Origin of the sequence: Sphingopyxis terrae subsp. terrae NBRC 15098 (assembly GCF_001610975.1) — a bacterium.
GTDB lineage: Bacteria > Pseudomonadota > Alphaproteobacteria > Sphingomonadales > Sphingomonadaceae > Sphingopyxis > Sphingopyxis terrae_A.
The window spans coordinates 2,594,008-2,609,992 of sequence record NZ_CP013342.1; the positions used below are offsets into that span (position 1 = coordinate 2,594,008).

20 protein-coding genes are annotated in these 15,985 nt (G+C 66.6%); 4 read left to right on the forward strand and 16 right to left on the reverse strand.

All coding sequences use genetic code 11. From position 1 onward, the window contains the following. Positions 1 to 6 precede the first annotated feature (6 nt). From AOA14_RS12450 to AOA14_RS12480, 8 genes are all read right to left on the reverse strand, one after another. Positions 7 to 444, reverse strand: a complete 438-nt coding sequence (locus AOA14_RS12450) for an acyl-CoA thioesterase (RefSeq protein WP_058813425.1) — start codon at positions 442 to 444, stop codon at positions 7 to 9. A gap of 9 nt (positions 445 to 453) precedes the next feature. Beyond that, complete coding sequence (locus tag AOA14_RS12455; protein ID WP_062902044.1) at positions 454 to 1,221, reverse strand: alpha/beta fold hydrolase; 768 nt, start codon at positions 1,219 to 1,221, stop codon at positions 454 to 456. A gap of 129 nt (positions 1,222 to 1,350) precedes the next feature. After that, positions 1,351 to 1,605: a DUF6356 family protein gene (locus tag AOA14_RS12460; protein ID WP_062902045.1), complete on the reverse strand. Its 255-nt coding sequence runs from the start codon at positions 1,603 to 1,605 to the stop codon at positions 1,351 to 1,353. A 193-nt stretch (positions 1,606 to 1,798) separates the two neighbouring features. Next, the gene (locus tag AOA14_RS12465; RefSeq protein ID WP_062902046.1) at positions 1,799 to 2,707 is read right to left on the reverse strand and encodes an alpha/beta fold hydrolase; all 909 of its coding nucleotides are present in this window, start codon (positions 2,705 to 2,707) and stop codon (positions 1,799 to 1,801) included. 4 nt (positions 2,708 to 2,711) lie between these two features. Further along, positions 2,712 to 2,903, reverse strand: coding sequence for a helix-turn-helix transcriptional regulator (locus AOA14_RS12470; protein ID WP_011541000.1), 192 nt, complete (start codon positions 2,901 to 2,903; stop codon positions 2,712 to 2,714). After that, positions 2,900 to 3,496 carry a hypothetical protein gene (locus AOA14_RS12475; RefSeq protein ID WP_062902047.1) on the reverse strand — a complete coding sequence of 199 codons (597 nt, stop codon included), beginning with the start codon at positions 3,494 to 3,496 and terminating at the stop codon, positions 2,900 to 2,902. The genes AOA14_RS12470 and AOA14_RS12475 overlap by 4 nt, the downstream gene beginning before the upstream one ends. Positions 3,497 to 3,499: 3 nt before the next feature. Then, positions 3,500 to 3,679, reverse strand: coding sequence for a hypothetical protein (locus AOA14_RS19820; protein WP_202988257.1), 180 nt, complete (start codon positions 3,677 to 3,679; stop codon positions 3,500 to 3,502). A gap of 104 nt (positions 3,680 to 3,783) precedes the next feature. Further along, the gene (locus tag AOA14_RS12480) at positions 3,784 to 4,197 is read right to left on the reverse strand and encodes a MerC family mercury resistance protein (RefSeq protein WP_062902048.1); all 414 of its coding nucleotides are present in this window, start codon (positions 4,195 to 4,197) and stop codon (positions 3,784 to 3,786) included. 147 nt (positions 4,198 to 4,344) lie between these two features. On the opposite strand from AOA14_RS12480, the gene thrS reads away from it, so the two are divergent. Then, positions 4,345 to 6,351 carry a threonine--tRNA ligase gene (thrS, locus tag AOA14_RS12485; protein WP_062902049.1) on the forward strand — a complete coding sequence of 669 codons (2,007 nt, stop codon included), beginning with the start codon at positions 4,345 to 4,347 and terminating at the stop codon, positions 6,349 to 6,351. Continuing rightward, complete coding sequence (locus tag AOA14_RS12490) at positions 6,348 to 7,109, forward strand: sulfite exporter TauE/SafE family protein (RefSeq protein WP_062902050.1); 762 nt, start codon at positions 6,348 to 6,350, stop codon at positions 7,107 to 7,109. The genes thrS and AOA14_RS12490 overlap by 4 nt, the downstream gene beginning before the upstream one ends. Here the strand turns inward: AOA14_RS12490 and AOA14_RS12495 are convergent. Next, positions 7,106 to 9,607: an ABC transporter permease gene (locus AOA14_RS12495; RefSeq protein WP_062902051.1), complete on the reverse strand. Its 2,502-nt coding sequence runs from the start codon at positions 9,605 to 9,607 to the stop codon at positions 7,106 to 7,108. The two genes, AOA14_RS12490 and AOA14_RS12495, sit on opposite strands and share 4 nt — an antisense overlap. A gap of 46 nt (positions 9,608 to 9,653) precedes the next feature. Next, the gene (locus tag AOA14_RS12500; protein WP_062903149.1) at positions 9,654 to 10,325 is read right to left on the reverse strand and encodes an ABC transporter ATP-binding protein; all 672 of its coding nucleotides are present in this window, start codon (positions 10,323 to 10,325) and stop codon (positions 9,654 to 9,656) included. A 53-nt stretch (positions 10,326 to 10,378) separates the two neighbouring features. Between AOA14_RS12500 and AOA14_RS12505 the strand changes: the two genes are divergently transcribed. After that, a complete protein-coding gene (locus tag AOA14_RS12505; protein ID WP_062902052.1) occupies positions 10,379 to 11,095 on the forward strand; it encodes an arylesterase in 717 nt (238 codons plus the stop codon). On the opposite strand, the gene AOA14_RS12510 is transcribed toward AOA14_RS12505, so the two are convergent. The 5 genes from AOA14_RS12510 to AOA14_RS12530 all read right to left on the reverse strand — a co-directional run bounded on the left by AOA14_RS12510 (position 11,092) and on the right by AOA14_RS12530 (position 15,001). Beyond that, positions 11,092 to 11,739 carry an MOSC domain-containing protein gene (locus AOA14_RS12510; RefSeq protein WP_062902053.1) on the reverse strand — a complete coding sequence of 216 codons (648 nt, stop codon included), beginning with the start codon at positions 11,737 to 11,739 and terminating at the stop codon, positions 11,092 to 11,094. The genes AOA14_RS12505 and AOA14_RS12510 overlap by 4 nt on opposite strands. An 86-nt stretch (positions 11,740 to 11,825) precedes the next feature. Next, complete coding sequence (locus AOA14_RS12515; protein WP_003047453.1) at positions 11,826 to 12,281, reverse strand: outer membrane protein; 456 nt, start codon at positions 12,279 to 12,281, stop codon at positions 11,826 to 11,828. 159 nt (positions 12,282 to 12,440) lie between these two features. Next, complete coding sequence (gene rlmN, locus AOA14_RS12520) at positions 12,441 to 13,679, reverse strand: dual-specificity RNA methyltransferase RlmN (RefSeq protein WP_062903150.1); 1,239 nt, start codon at positions 13,677 to 13,679, stop codon at positions 12,441 to 12,443. A 61-nt stretch (positions 13,680 to 13,740) separates the two neighbouring features. Next, a complete protein-coding gene (locus AOA14_RS12525) occupies positions 13,741 to 14,088 on the reverse strand; it encodes a hypothetical protein (RefSeq protein ID WP_058813415.1) in 348 nt (115 codons plus the stop codon). Between the two features lie 169 nt (positions 14,089 to 14,257). Further along, on the reverse strand, positions 14,258 to 15,001 hold the full coding sequence (locus AOA14_RS12530; protein ID WP_062902054.1) for an SDR family oxidoreductase: 744 nt from the start codon (positions 14,999 to 15,001) through the stop codon (positions 14,258 to 14,260). Between the two features lie 126 nt (positions 15,002 to 15,127). Here AOA14_RS12530 and AOA14_RS12535 point away from each other — a divergent pair, with 126 nt between their 5' ends. After that, positions 15,128 to 15,511 carry a winged helix-turn-helix transcriptional regulator gene (locus AOA14_RS12535; RefSeq protein WP_062902055.1) on the forward strand — a complete coding sequence of 128 codons (384 nt, stop codon included), beginning with the start codon at positions 15,128 to 15,130 and terminating at the stop codon, positions 15,509 to 15,511. Positions 15,512 to 15,557: 46 nt separating this feature from the next. Here AOA14_RS12535 and AOA14_RS12540 read toward each other — a convergent pair whose 3' ends face one another. Next, positions 15,558 to 15,890, reverse strand: coding sequence for a UrcA family protein (locus tag AOA14_RS12540; RefSeq protein ID WP_062902056.1), 333 nt, complete (start codon positions 15,888 to 15,890; stop codon positions 15,558 to 15,560). Positions 15,891 to 15,985: the final 95 nt, after the last annotated feature.

Genomic DNA, 15,985 nt, shown 5'->3' on the forward strand with positions numbered 1-15,985 from the left:
CCCATATTAGGCACGAAGCGGGCGACCTTCAAACGCTTCGAACAGATTTACGAATTCATCGGGGACCGGGCTCGGCGCGCCCTGCGCTTCGGCGACATGGACGTTGACCAGAACGCCCGTCGCGCGCAGATCGTCCACGCCCGCGCCGTGCAGTTCGAAATGAAAGACCATCGAACTGCGCCCGACCCGCGCCGCGCGCACGCAGATGTCGATTTCCTCGTCGAGCAGGATGGGCGCACGATAGTCGATCTCGGCGCGCGCAACATGGAATTCGGGGCTGTCGTGGCCGGGCCAGCGATCATATACACCCGCCGCGCGCCAATATTCGGTGATGCCGATGTCGAAATATTCAAGGTAGCGGCTGTTGAATACGACGCGCTGCGCGTCGATCTCGGCATAGCGAACGCGTTTGCGCACATGGAATTTATAGTCGCTGCGGGCCATGATTGTCCTTCAGTCCGGATGGGTCGCGAGGCGCGCGACGGTATCGATCAACAGGGCGATGTCGCCATCGCGCGAAAGGCGGTGGTCGCCGCCCTTGACCAGCGTCACCTGCACATCGTCGCTGGCAAGCGCCGCGGCAAGGCGCAGGCTGATGTCGGGCGGCACGTCGCCGTCCTCCTGGCCGTGGAGCAGTCGCACCGGACAGGCGAGGGGGATTTCACCGTCGAGCAACAAGTTCGCCTCTCCTGACTGGAAGAAGCCGCGCGTCGTCACATAGGGCTGATCGCCATAGGGCGTTTCTTCGATCAGCGCGCCTTCGGCGAGGATGATCGCCTTTTCTTGCGGCGAGAAACCCCAGCGGGTGAAGTCGGGCGCGGCGGCGATGCCGACCAGTCCCGCCACCCGCGCCGGCCCGTCGCGCGCAACCAGTTCGCGCGCCGCAAGCAGCATCAGCCAGCCACCCATCGACGATCCGACAAGGATCACCGGCCCCTCGACCTTTGCGTCGATCAGGTCGAGGACGTCGCCGCGCCAGTCGAGCAACGTCTGGTCGGAAAACAGTCCGTCGGACAGGCCGCAGCCCGCATAATCGAGCAGCAGGCAGGCCTGCCCTTCGGCCGCCGACCATTCGAGCAGCGCGGTCGCCTTGCCGCCGGCCATGTCGGACATATAGCCGGGCAGGAAAATGATCGTCGGCCCCGCGCCGCTGGCATGGCGATAGGCAAGCCGCGGGCGGCCGGGACGGTCCAGATAATCGGGCATTGCGGGTTCACTCATCGAACCGACCTCTCATTCCGTTCGTGTCGAGCGAAGTCGAGACACCCGTTGGGGCGACGCTTGGCCGAGGGGCATCTCGACTTCGCTCGATGCGAAGGGTATTTGGGTGCCAGATCGCCCCCACCGACGTCAGATCACCCAATCGACCGTGTTCATCTGCGCCACGGCCTGGCCCTTGGCGCGGCGCTGTTCGACCATGATCTTGTTGAGCCGCTGGATGGTGTCGCTGCCGGTGGTGATGCACCAGCCGGGCACGACCGCGTGGACCAGCGCGCACAGACCGCCCCAGATCATCGTGAAGCCGAAGCGCGCGGCGACCCCGAAATGCTCGACGTAATTTTCGTCTACGCTTTTCGGATGATCGACAAACAGGCGCTTGAACATTTTGGCGGCTCCTTTTGGGTTGCCGCCGCCCTAGCGAGCGGCCGAGGCGCAGGCAAGGGCGGTATCCGGATACTCCTCGCGGGGGAGCACTTACTTGTTCCAGCCGGAGATATGCCGACCTTGTGCTGAGCGCCTACCAGGCAGCCGAAGCCCGCTGCCGCCTCCCCAGGCCGCCAGCACAGGGAGGATCAACTTAATCTGAAAGGAACTTGTCGACCGCGTCGGCAAAGGCCTCGGGTTGATCGAGCATGATGAAATGGCGGCTGCCGTCGATACGCTTCAGCGTCACGGTCTTGGCCGCTGTAAAGGCGCCCTTGTAGAGTCCATCGACCATCGCTTCGGGCATCACGCTGGCATCCAGCGGATAGAGCATCGTGAACGGCGCAGCGATCGCGCGCAGCTCGGGTCGAAGATCGGTGGTCATGTCGTCATACATCAACTGCGCCGCGACCTTCGCGTTCGCCGCCTGCGTCCACGCCTTGACCTGCGCGCGGCCGGCATCGGTCGCCGACATCATCTGCAGCGTCCGCTCGTCGGCTTCGGCGCTATCCCTTGCGGCGAGCATCGTCTGCATCGCGGCGGCCTGCGGCTCGACGCTCGCGACGGTCGCGGTCGGGCCAAACAACATGCCGAAGAAGGACAGGCTGTCGACGACCATCAGCCGGCCGACTTCCTTGGGGGCACGGGCGGCGATCATCATGGCGGTCAGGCCGCCGAGCGAATGGCCGATGACCGCCGGAGCGGGGCGTCCCTGATCGACGATGCAATCGTCGATATAGTCGGCAATCTCGCGCATCATCGGCTCGAGTATCGGGCCCTCGGCATTCAGGCCCGGCGCATCGCCGCCGAATCCGCGCACCTCGACAAGGTGCAGGCGATGCGTCGTTTTCAGCCGTTCGGCAGTGGGCGCCCAGACCGCGCGCGGCGAGGAAAGGCCTGGGATCAGCACGACGTCGGGACCGTCGCCTTCGACCTCGACCGTGATCCGCTTGCCTTCGAGCAGGCCGGTACCGCATCCGGCGCCGGCCTCGGCGGCATTGGCGCGCGGTGCGATGGTGGCGATCAGGAGGACGAACAGCGCGGCGATGGAAAGTCGTTTCATGGGTTCAGTCTTTCAGGAATATGGCTTCAATCGGCAGGCCGAACAGGTCGGCGATGCGAAAGGCGAGGGGCAGCGACGGATCATATTTTCCCGTCTCGATCGCGTTGACCGACTGGCGCGATACCTCGAGCCGGTCGGCCAGGTCCTGCTGGCTCCAGTCGCGCTCGGCGCGCAGAACCTTCAGGCGGTTCTTCACAGGCCGCGAACCTTGCCGATGAAATGTCCCAGCCCCAGGCCAAGGCACCACACCGGGACGGCGGTCCACATCGGCACCGCCGGCGCAACGCCGAAGGTCGTCATGAAGCCCCAGAAAGTCGCCACCGCGAGCAGCAGGCCGGTGGCGATCAGCGCCGCGTTGACCGTCCGCGCGCGCAGATATTCATCGTTCTCCTCGATGACATAGCGCGCCATCGCCCAGATCATCCCGAACACGGGCAGCGTCGGCAGCAGCGCGAGCAGCGCGGCGAAAGGCTTGGCTGCCTCCTGCTGTCGAAACAGGAGCAGCGCCCCGCCCAGTCCGATCACATATGCGAAGGAGGCGACCAGCATCCGGCGGTTGTAGCGGGTGGCGACGACCGATGCGCAGCCCGTTTCGCGCTGCATGCGCTCGGTTGCGCGCACCATCGGGATCAGCAGCAGCATCGGGAGGATCATGATCGCCAGCCCCCAGGGTGCCGCGATGACCTTGCTCGTTTTCAGCAGCCACGCGGTTCCGAACATGCCGATCAGAAAGGCGATCGCCCAAAATCCTGCGGCACGCCGGGCGGAGGTTTCGGTTGCGCTTGCCACGGTTCAGGTCGCCGTCCGCTTGGCGCAGGCGCGGCCGTCGCGCGGCGTCGTTGCGATCATGATCGCGGGCAGCACGATGATCAGCATCGTCGCGATATTCTCGGGAATGATGTCGAGGATATGCGCAAAGGCGACGCACATGATGGCGAGGGCCCAGCAAAGAGCACGGAAAATCGGCGGCATCGGTCAAGCTCCCTTGTTAAACAGTAAAGGAACATTGACACAGGGATTCGCTCTTGTCAAGCGACATTGACACAATGACAAGCGAGCCAATCGCCCGCCGCGCGTCAGCCTTGCGCGTGCCGCAACCGCCAATTGACGATGTGTGCGCTGGCGAGGGCGAGCGCGCCCATGGTGGTGAACAGGCGGTCGCCGGTTTCGGGATCGAGGCCGCCGACCCAGCCTTCGTGCGCAGCCAGCCCGGCGGCGAGGAGGGCAAGGCCGATGGGTGCCGCGGCGACGGGATAGCAATGGCCGTGGTGTCGCCGGCCCTCGGCCAGCGCGAGCGCCGCCGCGGGCGCGGCGAGCAGCAGGATTACCGCATGAAAGCTCTCGGGCAGCGAGAGCCAGGCGCTCAGCGCGGGCGCCGCGAGCAGGAGCAGCGGCAGCGCGAGGCAATGGACAAGGCAGGCGAGCGACAGCCCGACGCCGATCAGGTCGGCGGCGCGCGAACGCAACGAGGGGCGGGCGGGGAGGCACATGGATCGGACTTTCGGCAGAGGGTGGCGCGGTTCACATAATGATACATTGTATCATTACAAGCCCTCGCGGTGAAAACGGCCCTTGCCGCTGCTTTCGCGCGCTGGCAAAGGGGCGCAGTTTATTCCGCCAGAAAGGCCCGATTTCCGATGTCCGAGATGATCCGCGTCACCCTTCCCGACGGCTCTGCCCGAGAAGTCGCGCGCGGCACTACTCCGGCGCAGATCGCGGCGGACATCGGCCCCGGCCTCGCGAAGGCCGCGCTCGCCGCAAAGGTCGACGGCGAACTGCGCGACATCATGCGTCCGCTGGAGGCCGACACCAACCTCGCGCTGGTCACGAGCCGCGACGAGGCCGATGCACTCGAACTCGTGCGCCACGACTATGCGCATGTGCTGGCGGAGGCGGTGCAGAATCTGTTTCCCGGCACGCAGATCACCTTCGGTCCCTCGACGAACGACGGTTTCTATTATGATTTCGCGCCGACCGCCGAGCATGGCGCCTTCCGCGATGACGAACTGCCGCTGATCGAAGAGGAGATGCGCCGTATCATCGCCGCCGACCTGCCGCTGACGCGCGAAGTGTGGCAACGCGACGATCTGATCGCCAAATGGCGGGCCGAGGGTGAGACGTTCAAGGCCGAATGGGCCGCCGAACTGCCCGAGGGCGAGGAACTGACCGTCTACCGCTCGGGAGACGGCTGGATGGACATGTGCCGCGGGCCGCATTTGGCCTCGACCGGCAAGCTCGACCCGGCGGCGTTCAAGCTGACGCGCGTCTCGGGCGCCTATTGGCGCGGCGACCAGAAAAATGCCCAGCTTTCACGCATCTACGGCACCGGCTGGCTTAACAAAAAGCAGCTCGCGGAGCATCTGGTGCGGCTCGAAGAGGCCGCGAAACGCGACCACCGCAAGATCGGTCGCGAGATGGACCTCTTCCACCTTCAGGAAGAGGCGCATGGGAGCGTCTTCTGGCACCCCAAGGGCTATCGCATCTACCGCGAGCTCGAGGCCTATATGCGCCGCGCGATCGACGGCGCCGGCTATCAGGAGGTCAAGACGCCGCAGGTGATGGACGCGCGCCAGTGGGAGCAGTCGGGCCACTGGGGCAAATATCGCGAGAATATGTTCGTCATCCCCGACGAAGTGCCGAACATCGAGGACGACGGCCCGCTCGTCTCGGACGATGCCGAGTGGATGGCGCTGAAGCCGATGAACTGCCCCGCGCACGTTCTCATCTTCCGGCAGGGGATCAAGAGCTATCGCGACCTGCCGCTGCGCATGGCCGAAATGGGCTGTTGCCACCGCAACGAGCCGCACGGCGCGCTGCACGGCATCATGCGCGTGCGCCAGTTCACGCAGGACGACGGCCATATCTTCTGCCGCGAGGACCAGATCGTCGAGGAAGTGCGGTCTTTCTGCGAACTTCTCAACCGCGTCTACAAGCAGCTCGGCTTCGAAAAATATGCGGTGAAGCTCGCGCTGCGCCCCGATATGCGCTTCGGCACCGACGCCATGTGGGACAAGGCCGAACAGGAACTGCGCGATGCGGTCGCGCGCGCCGGCATGGCGAACGACGATTATGGTTGGGAAGAATTGCCCGGCGAGGGCGCCTTTTATGCGCCCAAGCTCGAATTCCACCTGACCGACGCGATCGGCCGGACGTGGCAGTGCGGCACGATCCAGTCCGACCGCGTGATGCCCGAACGACTCGATGCGTCCTACGTGGGCGAGGATGGCGAGCGCCACCGCCCGGTGATGCTCCACCGCGCGATCCTCGGCACCTATGAACGCTTCATCGGCATATTGATCGAGCATTTCGCCGGCCGCTTCCCGACCTGGCTCGCGCCGGTGCAGGCGGTCGTCGCGACGATCGTGTCCGATGCCGACGACTATGCGAAGGACGCCGCGGCGCAGCTCGAGGCGGCGGGCATCCGCGTCGAAACCGACCTGCGCAACGAAAAGATCAACTACAAGGTGCGCGAGCACAGCCTGCAGAAAGTTCCCTATCTGCTCGTCGTCGGCAAGCGCGAGGCCGACGAGGGCACCGTTGCAATCCGCACCCTCGGACAGGACGGCCAGCGCATCCTGCCGCTCGCCGAAGCGATCGCGATGCTGAAGGGCGAAGCGACCCCGCCGGACCTGCGCCCCGCTTGACCGGCATCAAGGCTCTCGTCGGCCTGGCGCCGCTCACCTTTGCGGGCGCTGCGGCGATGACGTTCGGCGCGGCCTATGTGCGCGGGCTGACCGGCTTCGGCATGGCGATCATCCTCGTGCCGCTGCTCGGGATGATCGTGCCGCCGGGGCAAGCGGTCGTCGTGGCAATCATCCTGCAATTGCTGATCGGTCCGGTCGGGTTGCGCGTCATCCTGGCCGATGCCGACCGTCATACCGCGGTGCCGATCGGGCTGATCGCGATGGCGACGACGCCGCTCGGCATGCTCGCGCTGAAAGCGATCACCCCCGATGTCGCGCGCCTGATGATCACGCTCGTGGCGGTCGGTGCCTTCCTTGCGATCCTGATGCCCAAACAGCCCGAGGGACACCGGCCCGGCCGCGTCGCCATCGGCGGGACGGGGATTGCGTCGGGCCTGCTCACCGGCTTTGCCGCGATGCCGGGGCCGCCGGTCGTGCCCTTTTACCTGCGCCGCCGGCTCGATCCGCGGACCGCGCGCGCGTCGATGATGCTGATCTTCTTCGCCACCGCCATCGCGGGCACGCTCGCGGCGCTGTGGACCGGGCTCGCGACGCACCGCCTGCTCATCCTCGCGCTGCTGCTGTTCGTGCCGATGTGGCTCGGCAATCATCTAGGCGGCCGCCATTTCGGCCGCGTTTCGGCGCATCTGTGGCAGGCGATGGTCGCGGTCGTGCTCGGCCTCTCGGCGATTTCGGCGGTGGTGCGGATCTTGAACTAGAGGCTGCGCAGCGCCTGCGCGGGTTTCGCCGACAGCAAGGGCCAGCTTCCGGCGATGCCGATCAGGAAGGCGAGGCCCGCACCGCCGACCAGCGTCGCGCCGACGACCAGCGGATCGGGTGCGAAGCGGAAGTCGAACAGTTCGACCACCACATAATGCGCCGCGACCAGCCCGAGGCCGAGCGCGAGCAGCGCGAGGATTGCGGCGAGCAGCGCATATTCCAGCCCCTGCGCCCCCAGAATCTGGCCGCGCGTCGCGCCGAGCAGTTTCAGGATCACGCTGTCATAGACGCGCCGCTCGCGGCTTGCGGCAATCGCGCCGATCAGCACGGCGATGCCGGCCAGGATCGCGATGCTCGCCGCCGCAGCGATCGCCTGGCTCATCTGCGTCAGCAGGCTCGTCACCTGGCTCACCACATCGCGCACCTGAATCAGCGAGGCTGAGGGGAAGGCGCGGGGGATGCTGCGCGCCAGCGCGGTTTCGGCCTGCGGCCCGACCGCGACGGTCGCGACCATGTTATGCGGCGCCGCGTCGAAGGTGCCGGGCGAAAAGACGAGTGCATAGTTGAGCCCGAAATTGTCCCATTCGACGGAGCGGAAAGAGGCGACGCGCGCCTGCACCTCCACCCCCAGCACATTGACCGACAGTGTGTCGCCGATTTTCAGCGCCAGCGATTTCGCGACATCAGCCTCTACGCTGACCAGCGGCGGGCCGTTGTAATCGGGCGCCCACCACTGGCCCTGGGTCAGGCTGCTGCCCTTGGGCAGCACGGGGCTGTAGGTCAGGCCGCGGTCGCCGCGCAGCACCCACGCGCCTTCGGGCAGTTCGGCAAGCTCGTCGACGCGCTTGCCGGCAAATTCGGTGACGCTGCCGCGCAGCGCGGGGATCATGTTGATTGCCGCCTTGTCGTCCGCCCCGGTCACCAGCGTGCGGAACGCGGCCGCCCGGTCGCGCGGAATATCGAGGACGAAAAAGCTCGGCGCGCGTTCGGGTACGGTGCGCGCGATTTCGGCGGTGATGCTCGTCTGGATCGCGGCGAGGGTGACGAACAGCGTCAACCCCAGGCCTAGCGCGACGACCAGCGCGCCGGTCGCGGCGCCGGGGCGATGCAGATTGGCGAGCGCAAGGCGCAGCAGCGGCCGCTTCGGGCGCGGCACCCGGCTCGCGATGCGGCGCACCAGCCAGCCAAGCGCGACAAGGATCAGGAGCAGCAGCACCGCCGCCCCGATGAAGCCCAGCGCAAACAGCGGTTCGCGCGCCGTGCCGACCGCAAGGGCGACGATGGCGGCGAAGGCGAGGGCGACGGCGGCCAGCACACGCTTTTCGATCCGGCCCGCGCCGTCGACCGTCGCACGGTAGAGGCCCGCGGCCGGAATATGGCGCGTCGCGGCGAGCGGTGGCAACGCAAAGGCAATCGCGATGAGCAGCCCATAGGCGGCGCTGACCGCGAGCGGCAGCGGATAGACGGCCAGTCCCGGCTTGACCGGCAGGACGTCGCCCGCGATTGCGCCGATCGCCGCGGGGGCCAAGGCGCCCGCGATCAATCCGGCGGCAATCGCGGCGGCGGCAACCGCCAATATCTGCAAGCCATAGATGCGCAGCACCGCCGCGCTGTCGGCCCCGAGCACCTTCAGCGTCGCGAGCCCCGGGCGCTTGCCCGCAAGATAGCTGGCGACCCCATTGCCGACCCCGATCCCGGCGATCACCAGCGCGGCGAGGCCGACGAGCGACAGGAACTGCCCCATGCGCTCGATAAAGCGCCGCGTGCCCGGCGCGCCGTTACTGCGGTCGGTCACCTCCCAGCCTGCGTCGGGGAAAGCCGCGCTCAGCCGCTTGCCCACGGCCACCGGATCGGCACCCGCGGGCAGGCGGACGCGATATTTGCTTTCATAGAGGCTGCCGGGCTGGATCAACTGCGTGGCGGCAAGATCGCCGAGGCCGATGATTGCCACCGGGCCCAGCGTAAAGCCTTCGCCCAGCCGGTCAGGCTCGTCGGCGATGATGCCGTCGATGCGGAAGGATTTGTCGCCGAATTTCACCGCGCCGCCGACCGTCAGGTCGAGCCGTGACGCGAGAGCCTTGCCGATCCAGATCGCCCCCGGCGGCGGCGGGCCGCGGCGCGCGCCGCTTTCGAGCCGCATCGTGCCGTAAAGCGGATAGGCGGCATCGACCGCCTTGAGCTCGGAGAGCAGCGCGCTGCCGTCCGGCGCGTTCGCCATCGCACGCATCCGCACCGTCGCCGATGTCGCGCCGGCACCGCGCAGCCCGGCGAGTTCGGCCTCGCTCGCCTGCCGCTGCGGCAGGCCGAACTGCAGGTCGCCGCCCAGGATCGTCTGCCCCCGCGACGCCAGTTCGGCGGTGATACCGCTCGTCAGGCTGCCGATGGCCGCGAGCGTCGCGACGCCGAGGAACAGGCACACCGCCAGCAGGCGCAGCCCGCGAATCCGCGCCGCCAGATCGCGCCGCGCGATACGCCACAGGGTGGTGAGCGGGATCATCAAATCCTCCCTGCCGCGTAGCGGTGGGGAGGGGGACCATCGGCGCTCATGCAGCTCGTTCCTCGATCCGCCCGTCGTGCATCACGACGACGCGGTCGCAATGGTCTGCCAGTTCGGGATCGTGGGTGATGATCAGCAGCGTCGCGCCGAGCGCCGCGCGCCGCGCGAAGATCAGTTCGATGATCGCATGACCGGTGGCGGTGTCGAGATTGCCGGTGGGTTCGTCGGCGAAGATGATCTGCGGCTCGCTCGCCATCGCGCGCGCGATCGCGACGCGCTGCTGCTCGCCGCCCGAAAGCTGCGCGGGATAATGAGTCATCCGGTGGCCGAGCCCGACCGCCTCCAGCTCGCGCGCGGCGCGCCCGAACGGGTCGTCGATCCCTGCCAGCTCCAGCGGCACGGCGACATTTTCGAGCGCAGTCATCGTCGGCAAAAGGTGAAAGGCTTGCAGGACGATACCGATCCGCCCGCGCCGCGCGCGCGCCAGCGCATCCTCGTCCATCGTCGCAAAATCGAGCCCCGCGACCATGACCGTTCCGCCGCGTGCGCGTTCCAGCCCGGCGAGCACCGCCATCAGCGAACTCTTGCCCGATCCCGACGGACCGAGCAGCGCGACCGAGGTGCCGGCCGCAACCTCCAGATCGACGCCGCGCAAAATTTCGACGGGGGCCTTGTCGCTCCCCAGCGTCAGCGTCACATTATGGGCGGCAATCGCCATCGTCGGCGCGACGGGCGGTCGGGGGCTGTCGGTCAAGAAAGGACCCTTTGGAAATGAGAACGGCCGGATGGCGCTCTTTCGCCCTATATGGTTTTGCAATCGCCCTTTGCCAACCGCTTGCCGGATGCGGCTCGGCGGAGGCCCCCGCGGCGCCCGCAGCGGGCAAGGAAAATCCGGCGAAGGCGGTGCCCGTGCTTCCCGCCGACGCACCGATCGTCATTGCCTTCGGCGATAGCCTCTACGCCGGCTACCAGCTTGGCCCCAGGGAAGGCCTCGCGCCGCAGCTTCAGGCGGCGCTCGCGGCGGACGGTCGCATGGTGCGCGTCCAGAACGCCGGGGTATCGGGCGATACCACCGCGGCGGGGCGGCAGCGGCTGTCCTATGTTCTCGACAATGCGAAGGCGAAACCCGCGCTCGTGCTGCTCGGCCTCGGCGGCAACGACATGCTGCGCGGCATCGGCCCCGATCAGACGCGCGCCAATCTCGACGCGATGCTTGCCGAGCTCAAGCGGCGCGGCATCCCCGTCCTGATGACCGGGATGATGGCGGCGCCCAATCTGGGCAGCGATTATGCGAGCAAGTTCAATCCGATATTTCCCGAACTTGCCGAAAAATATGGCGCGAGCCTCTATCCCTTCATCCTCGACAATGTCGTCACCGACAAATCGCTGATGCTCGGCGACAATATGCATCCCAATGCCAAGGGCGTGAAAATCGTCGCCGCATCGCTGGCGCCGCTCGTCGAACAGGCGCTGCCGACGCCGCGCTAACCCAGCAGCTTGTCGGCGCGGGCGCGCCAGTTGGCGGCGAGCAGGTCCATCGCGGCGAGCGCGCGCAGCGCCGCCGGTTCGCGCTTGCCCGCCCCGCCGATCAGCAGGTGAAAGACGCGCTCGACGCTCCAGTCGGGCAGCGGACGCTCCATCAGCTCCAATGCGTCGCCTGCGCCGACCGCACCATCCTCGATGACACGGTAATACCAGCCGCCGCGGCGAGAGCTGACGACGGTGGCAGGCAGCGTCGCGATGCCGAACCGGTGGCCGAGCTTCCAGCACGGCTGGCGGCCCTGGCTGATCTCGACCAGCGCGCTGCCCAGGCGATAGCGGTCGCCGATGCACGCCGCGCTCTCGGTCAGGCCCGATGTCGAGATATTCTCGCCGAACGCGCCGGCGTCCTGCAACAGCGCATGGTCGCCGATCGTCTCGGCCCACCAGCCATAATGATCGCGCGGATAATGGTGGATCGCCTTGTCGGGGCCGCCATGGACCGAAAGGTCGGCCTGCTCGTCGCCCGCGATGCCCAGCGCGTCGACCACGCGCCGGCCTTCGACCGCGCGCTTGTCGATCGCGCTCGGCTCGCCCTTCGCGCCGAAGCGGCGGGCCTTGCCGGTCAACAGGGCGTCGATCGTGTAGCGCATCGCCCTGCTGTGGCGGCTTCCCGCGCAAAAGAAAAGGGGCGACCCCGCGGGGCCGCCCCTTTCCGTTCTTCTCGCTGACCGAAGGATCAGAAAGCGAAGCCGACGCCGACCGCGAACGCGTCGGTGTCGTCGAAGTTGTTGATGAACTGGTGGCGATATTCGACCTTGCCATAGACGTTCTGGGTCAGCTTGTGCTGATAACCGGCGCCAACATAGGGATCGTCGATCTGGCCGAAGGTGTAGCCGCCGGTCGCGTAGAGCTTGCCGTTCGTGCCGAGGTTGGCGCCCAGGCGCGCACCCGACGAGAACTGGACCTTGGCGCCGTCGATCAGCACCTTGTCGCCCGCGATTTCGACGCCGGCAAAAGCCTTGTCGCCCAGGTTGTAATCATAGCCGCCCGCAACGCCCAGGGTGGCGTCGTCCAGGCCGCTGCCGGTGATGTAACCGCCGCGCACTTCGACATGACCTTCGCCGTTCTGGGCGAGGGCAGGCGTGGCAACGACAGCCGAGAGGAGAGCGGCAGCAACTGCGAACTTCTTCATTGTCTTTTCCTTTTCTTTGACAGGGGGCGCCCTTTGGGTCGCGTCCCATGTGCAAAGATGGCGTTCGCACCTGTCGTTTCAATGAACGCATCGTTCAGAAAATGACAATTTTATTACCTGTGTTGTTTTTGCAACACAGCATAGCTATGCAAGCCGGCCTTAGCCCAGCGCCGCCTGCTTTTCTTCGGCGATACGGTCGAGTTCGGCGCGCGAGGGTTTGGTCGCCGCGCTCTTGAGCTGGCCGCACGCCGCCATGATGTCGCGCCCGCGCGGGGTGCGAATCGGCGCCGAAATTCCGCTTTCGAAGATGATGTTGCTGAACGCGCGCACCCGCTCGGGCGACGAGCATTCATAGATCGCGCCGGGCCAGGGGTTGAACGGGATCAGGTTGACCTTCGCCGGTAGCCTGTACTGCTTGATCAGCCGCACCAGCTCGCGCGCGTCGACGTCGCTGTCATTCTTGTCCTTCAGCATCACATATTCGAAGGTGATGCGCCGCGCATTGTTCGCGCCGGGGTAGGCGGCGCAGGCGGCGAGCAGCTCCTCGATGCCGTATTTGCGGTTGAGCGGCACGATCTCGTCGCGGATTTCCTTGTTCACCGCGTGGAGCGAGACGGCGAGGTTGACCCCGATTTCCTCGCCCGCGCGCGCCATCATCGGCACCACGCCGCTCGTCGACAGGGTGATGCGCCGCTTCGACAGCGCCAGCCCGTCGCCGTCCATCACGATCTTCAGCGCGCCCTTGACCTCGTCGAAATTGTAGAGCGGCTCGCCCATCCCCATCATCACGATATTGGTCAACATGCGGCCGTCCGCGGTATAATGGCCCGCGTCGTCATCCTCGTCGTCGACATCGGCGGTCGATGCCATCGTGCCCTTCGGCCATTCGCCCAGCGCATCGCGCGCGAGCAGGACCTGGCCGACGATCTCGCCGGCGGACAGGTTGCGGACGAGCCGCATCGTACCGGTGTGGCAGAAACGGCAGTTCAGGGTGCAGCCGACCTGGCTGGACACGCACAGCGTTCCCCGATCGGCATCGGGAATGAACACCATTTCATATTCCTGGCCGTCCGCCGCCGCGAGCAGCCATTTGCGCGTGCCGTCGGTCGAAACCTGCGCGGTAACGACCGTCGGGCGGCCAACGATGAAGCGTTCGGTGAGCCAGGGGCGCATCGCCTTGGCGATATCGGTCATCGCGTCGAATTCGGTGACGCCGCGATGATAGATCCAGTGCCAGATCTGCTTGGAGCGCAGCTTCGCCGCCTTAGCGTCGAGCCCCGCGTCCTCGAGCGCGGAACGGATGCCCTCGCGCGTCAATCCGACAAGGTCGACGCGGTTGCCGCCGCGCAGGGGAACGGTGCCCGTCGTAACGGGATCGATGTGGCCGGGGATCTGCATGATGCGCGGCCCTATAGTCGCGATGCGCGCTTTGCGCAATTGCGCGCGTCAGCGCGGCCCTTCACGCGCCGTGATAGGGGTCCATCGCATCTTCGAAATCTTCGAGCGTCCCGACATGCTCCAGCGGCGGTTCGCCGGGGGCGGCGGGAAAGATCGCATCGATCCGACGGCGCAGCGTGTCGTCGAACGCGGCATGGTTCGAAATGCGCGCGTTGCTGCTGACCGTCAGCTCGGTGCGGATCGCGCCCTTGATGCGCTCCAGCCCCTCGGGGCTCAGCACCCCGCTGTTCAGCAATTCCTCGCAAAGCTGGATCAATCCGACCGTCGTCGCATGGGCACGCAGCCCGATGAAATCCAGCGCCCGGTGCCGCTCGCGTGCGGCGGCATCGCATCTGCCAATGGCATTCATTGGCCCATCTCCTCATCCCACTAACCTCGCCGTCGGGCGCGCCTCTGTCGGGCGTCGTCCTTTCGGGCCGGTCGATCATGCGCGCCGGGCGCCGCCTCGGCAAGAGCCGATGTGGCGTCCGGCGCATCATTTCGGGATGAGCGCGCTGGCGGCGATCAGAGGGTGGCCATCAGAGGGTGGCGAGGAACGCCAGCCGTTCGGCTACCGCGCCTTCGGCTTCGGCGTGCCGCAGCGGAAGGACATTGCGCACCAGAATCTCCGCCGGCGTCGGCGTTTCGGCGAACAGCGCCATGACCTCGTCGGCAAAGGCGTCCAGCGGCATATAGGCGTCGCGCGTCGACTGGCCGGGGGTCAGTTCGGTCCGCACCGCGGGCGGCGCCAGTTCGATCACGTCGACGCGGCCGGCAAGCTGGACGCGCAGCGCCTGCGTATAGCTGTGCAGCGCCGCCTTGGTCGCCGAATAGGTCGGCGCCTTGGGCAGCGGGACGAAGGCCAGCCCCGAGGTTACGTTGATGATCGCGCCATCGCCGCGCGCGACGATATGGTCGATCAACGCATCGGTCAGCCGGATTGGGCCGAGCAGGTTGGTGACGACCGTCGCTTCGGCGTCGCTCAGGTTGCGCTCGCCGTCCAGCGCTTCGTACATCATCACGCCGGCATTGTTCACCAGAACGTTGAGATCGGGGAAGCGCTGCACGACGTCGGCGGCAAAGGCGGCGATCGCGTCGGCATCGGTGACGTCGAGCGGCATCGCGTGCATGTTGGCCCGGCCTTCGATCGCGGCGTCCAGCTTGGCGCTATTGCGTCCGGTCACGATCACCACATTGCCTGCATCGTGCCAACGCTGTGCGAGTGCCAGACCGATGCCCGATCCGCCGCCGGTGATCAGGATGGTGTTGCCTGTCGTTTTCATCGTTTGTCCTTCGTTTCGGGGTTGGGGAGACGCTCAATTTATGCCAATACTCTCCAATGGAAAGTAGGCACCTGAAAGTGCTATACTTACTTGATAGAGACTATTGGGATTTCAGCCGTGCCCGCGATGCAAAATTATTCGGCCGCCGCCGATCCCGCGCCAGATCCGCGCGTCGAGCTGCTGGTCAACGACCTGATCGGTCGAGTCGCCGACAAATGGACGCTGCTCGTGCTCGAGGAATTGGAAGAGCATGGCACCTGCCGCTTCACCCGGCTGGCGCAGCTTGTACCGGGGATCAGCCAGAAGATGCTGACCCAGACGCTGCGCGCCATGGAGCGCGACGGGCTCGTTCGCCGCACGGTCTATCCGGTGGTGCCGCCGAAGGTCGAATATGCGCTGACCGATCTCGGCCACAGCCTGGGCGAAGCCTTTTGCGGCGTGTGGCATTGGGCCGAAGCGCATCTCGCCGCGGTCGAGGCGGCGCGCAGCGCGTTCGACGCTCGCGCCTGACCGCGGCGGCGGTGCGCTGCGCGCTTATTTGGCGCCTATTTGGCGCTTATTTGGCGAGCGTCACCCGGATCGGTTCGCCGCGCGTTGCGGCGCTGGCGATGACGCGGTCGGCGTCGGCCGATGCCTGCCGCATCGTGTCGCGGCGGCAATGGCGAACGTCATTCTTGCCTTTCAGGTCATAGTCGGGCGCGCTGCCGCACACAGTGACGACCGCGCGCCAGATACGGCGTTCCAGCTTGTCGGCGCCGCGTGCGGTGCTGAGGTCGAGGTCCGAATGGACGACGGCGACGCTGCGTGGCGCGGGCGCCGGTTCGGCGTGGGCGGGCAGGGCGGGCGCGACCGCGGCGAGCGCGGCAAGGGTCAACATCATCTTCATCATATGTCTCCGTTGACCGGCGGGTTGGGGGAGGGGAGGAAGCCGGTAAGGCCTAGATACGCCTGCGCGCGCCGCCGCAGGAGCAACGATGTTGCGCG

Excerpts from the sequence above, each read along its gene's own strand:
- AOA14_RS12495 (WP_062902051.1), bottom strand. The coding sequence starts at position 9,607 with ATGATCCCGCTCACCACCCTGTGGCGTATCGCGCGGCGCGATCTGGCG.
- AOA14_RS12480 (WP_062902048.1), bottom strand. The coding sequence starts at position 4,197 with ATGTGCCTCCCCGCCCGCCCCTCGTTGCGTTCGCGCGCCGCCGACCTG.
- AOA14_RS12510 (WP_062902053.1), bottom strand. The coding sequence starts at position 11,739 with ATGCGCTACACGATCGACGCCCTGTTGACCGGCAAGGCCCGCCGCTTC.
- AOA14_RS12525 (WP_058813415.1), bottom strand. The coding sequence starts at position 14,088 with ATGAATGCCATTGGCAGATGCGATGCCGCCGCACGCGAGCGGCACCGG.
- rlmN (WP_062903150.1), bottom strand. The coding sequence starts at position 13,679 with ATGCAGATCCCCGGCCACATCGATCCCGTTACGACGGGCACCGTTCCC.
- AOA14_RS12455 (WP_062902044.1), bottom strand. The coding sequence starts at position 1,221 with ATGAGTGAACCCGCAATGCCCGATTATCTGGACCGTCCCGGCCGCCCG.
- thrS (WP_062902049.1), top strand. The coding sequence starts at position 4,345 with ATGTCCGAGATGATCCGCGTCACCCTTCCCGACGGCTCTGCCCGAGAA.
- AOA14_RS12515 (WP_003047453.1), bottom strand. The coding sequence starts at position 12,281 with ATGAAGAAGTTCGCAGTTGCTGCCGCTCTCCTCTCGGCTGTCGTTGCC.
- AOA14_RS12500 (WP_062903149.1), bottom strand. The coding sequence starts at position 10,325 with ATGGCGATTGCCGCCCATAATGTGACGCTGACGCTGGGGAGCGACAAG.
- AOA14_RS12540 (WP_062902056.1), bottom strand. The coding sequence starts at position 15,890 with ATGATGAAGATGATGTTGACCCTTGCCGCGCTCGCCGCGGTCGCGCCC.
- AOA14_RS12535 (WP_062902055.1), top strand. The coding sequence starts at position 15,128 with ATGCAAAATTATTCGGCCGCCGCCGATCCCGCGCCAGATCCGCGCGTC.
- AOA14_RS12460 (WP_062902045.1), bottom strand. The coding sequence starts at position 1,605 with ATGTTCAAGCGCCTGTTTGTCGATCATCCGAAAAGCGTAGACGAAAAT.
- AOA14_RS19820 (WP_202988257.1), bottom strand. The coding sequence starts at position 3,679 with ATGCCGCCGATTTTCCGTGCTCTTTGCTGGGCCCTCGCCATCATGTGC.
- AOA14_RS12465 (WP_062902046.1), bottom strand. The coding sequence starts at position 2,707 with ATGAAACGACTTTCCATCGCCGCGCTGTTCGTCCTCCTGATCGCCACC.
- AOA14_RS12450 (WP_058813425.1), bottom strand. The coding sequence starts at position 444 with ATGGCCCGCAGCGACTATAAATTCCATGTGCGCAAACGCGTTCGCTAT.
- AOA14_RS12505 (WP_062902052.1), top strand. The coding sequence starts at position 10,379 with ATGAGAACGGCCGGATGGCGCTCTTTCGCCCTATATGGTTTTGCAATC.
- AOA14_RS12530 (WP_062902054.1), bottom strand. The coding sequence starts at position 15,001 with ATGAAAACGACAGGCAACACCATCCTGATCACCGGCGGCGGATCGGGC.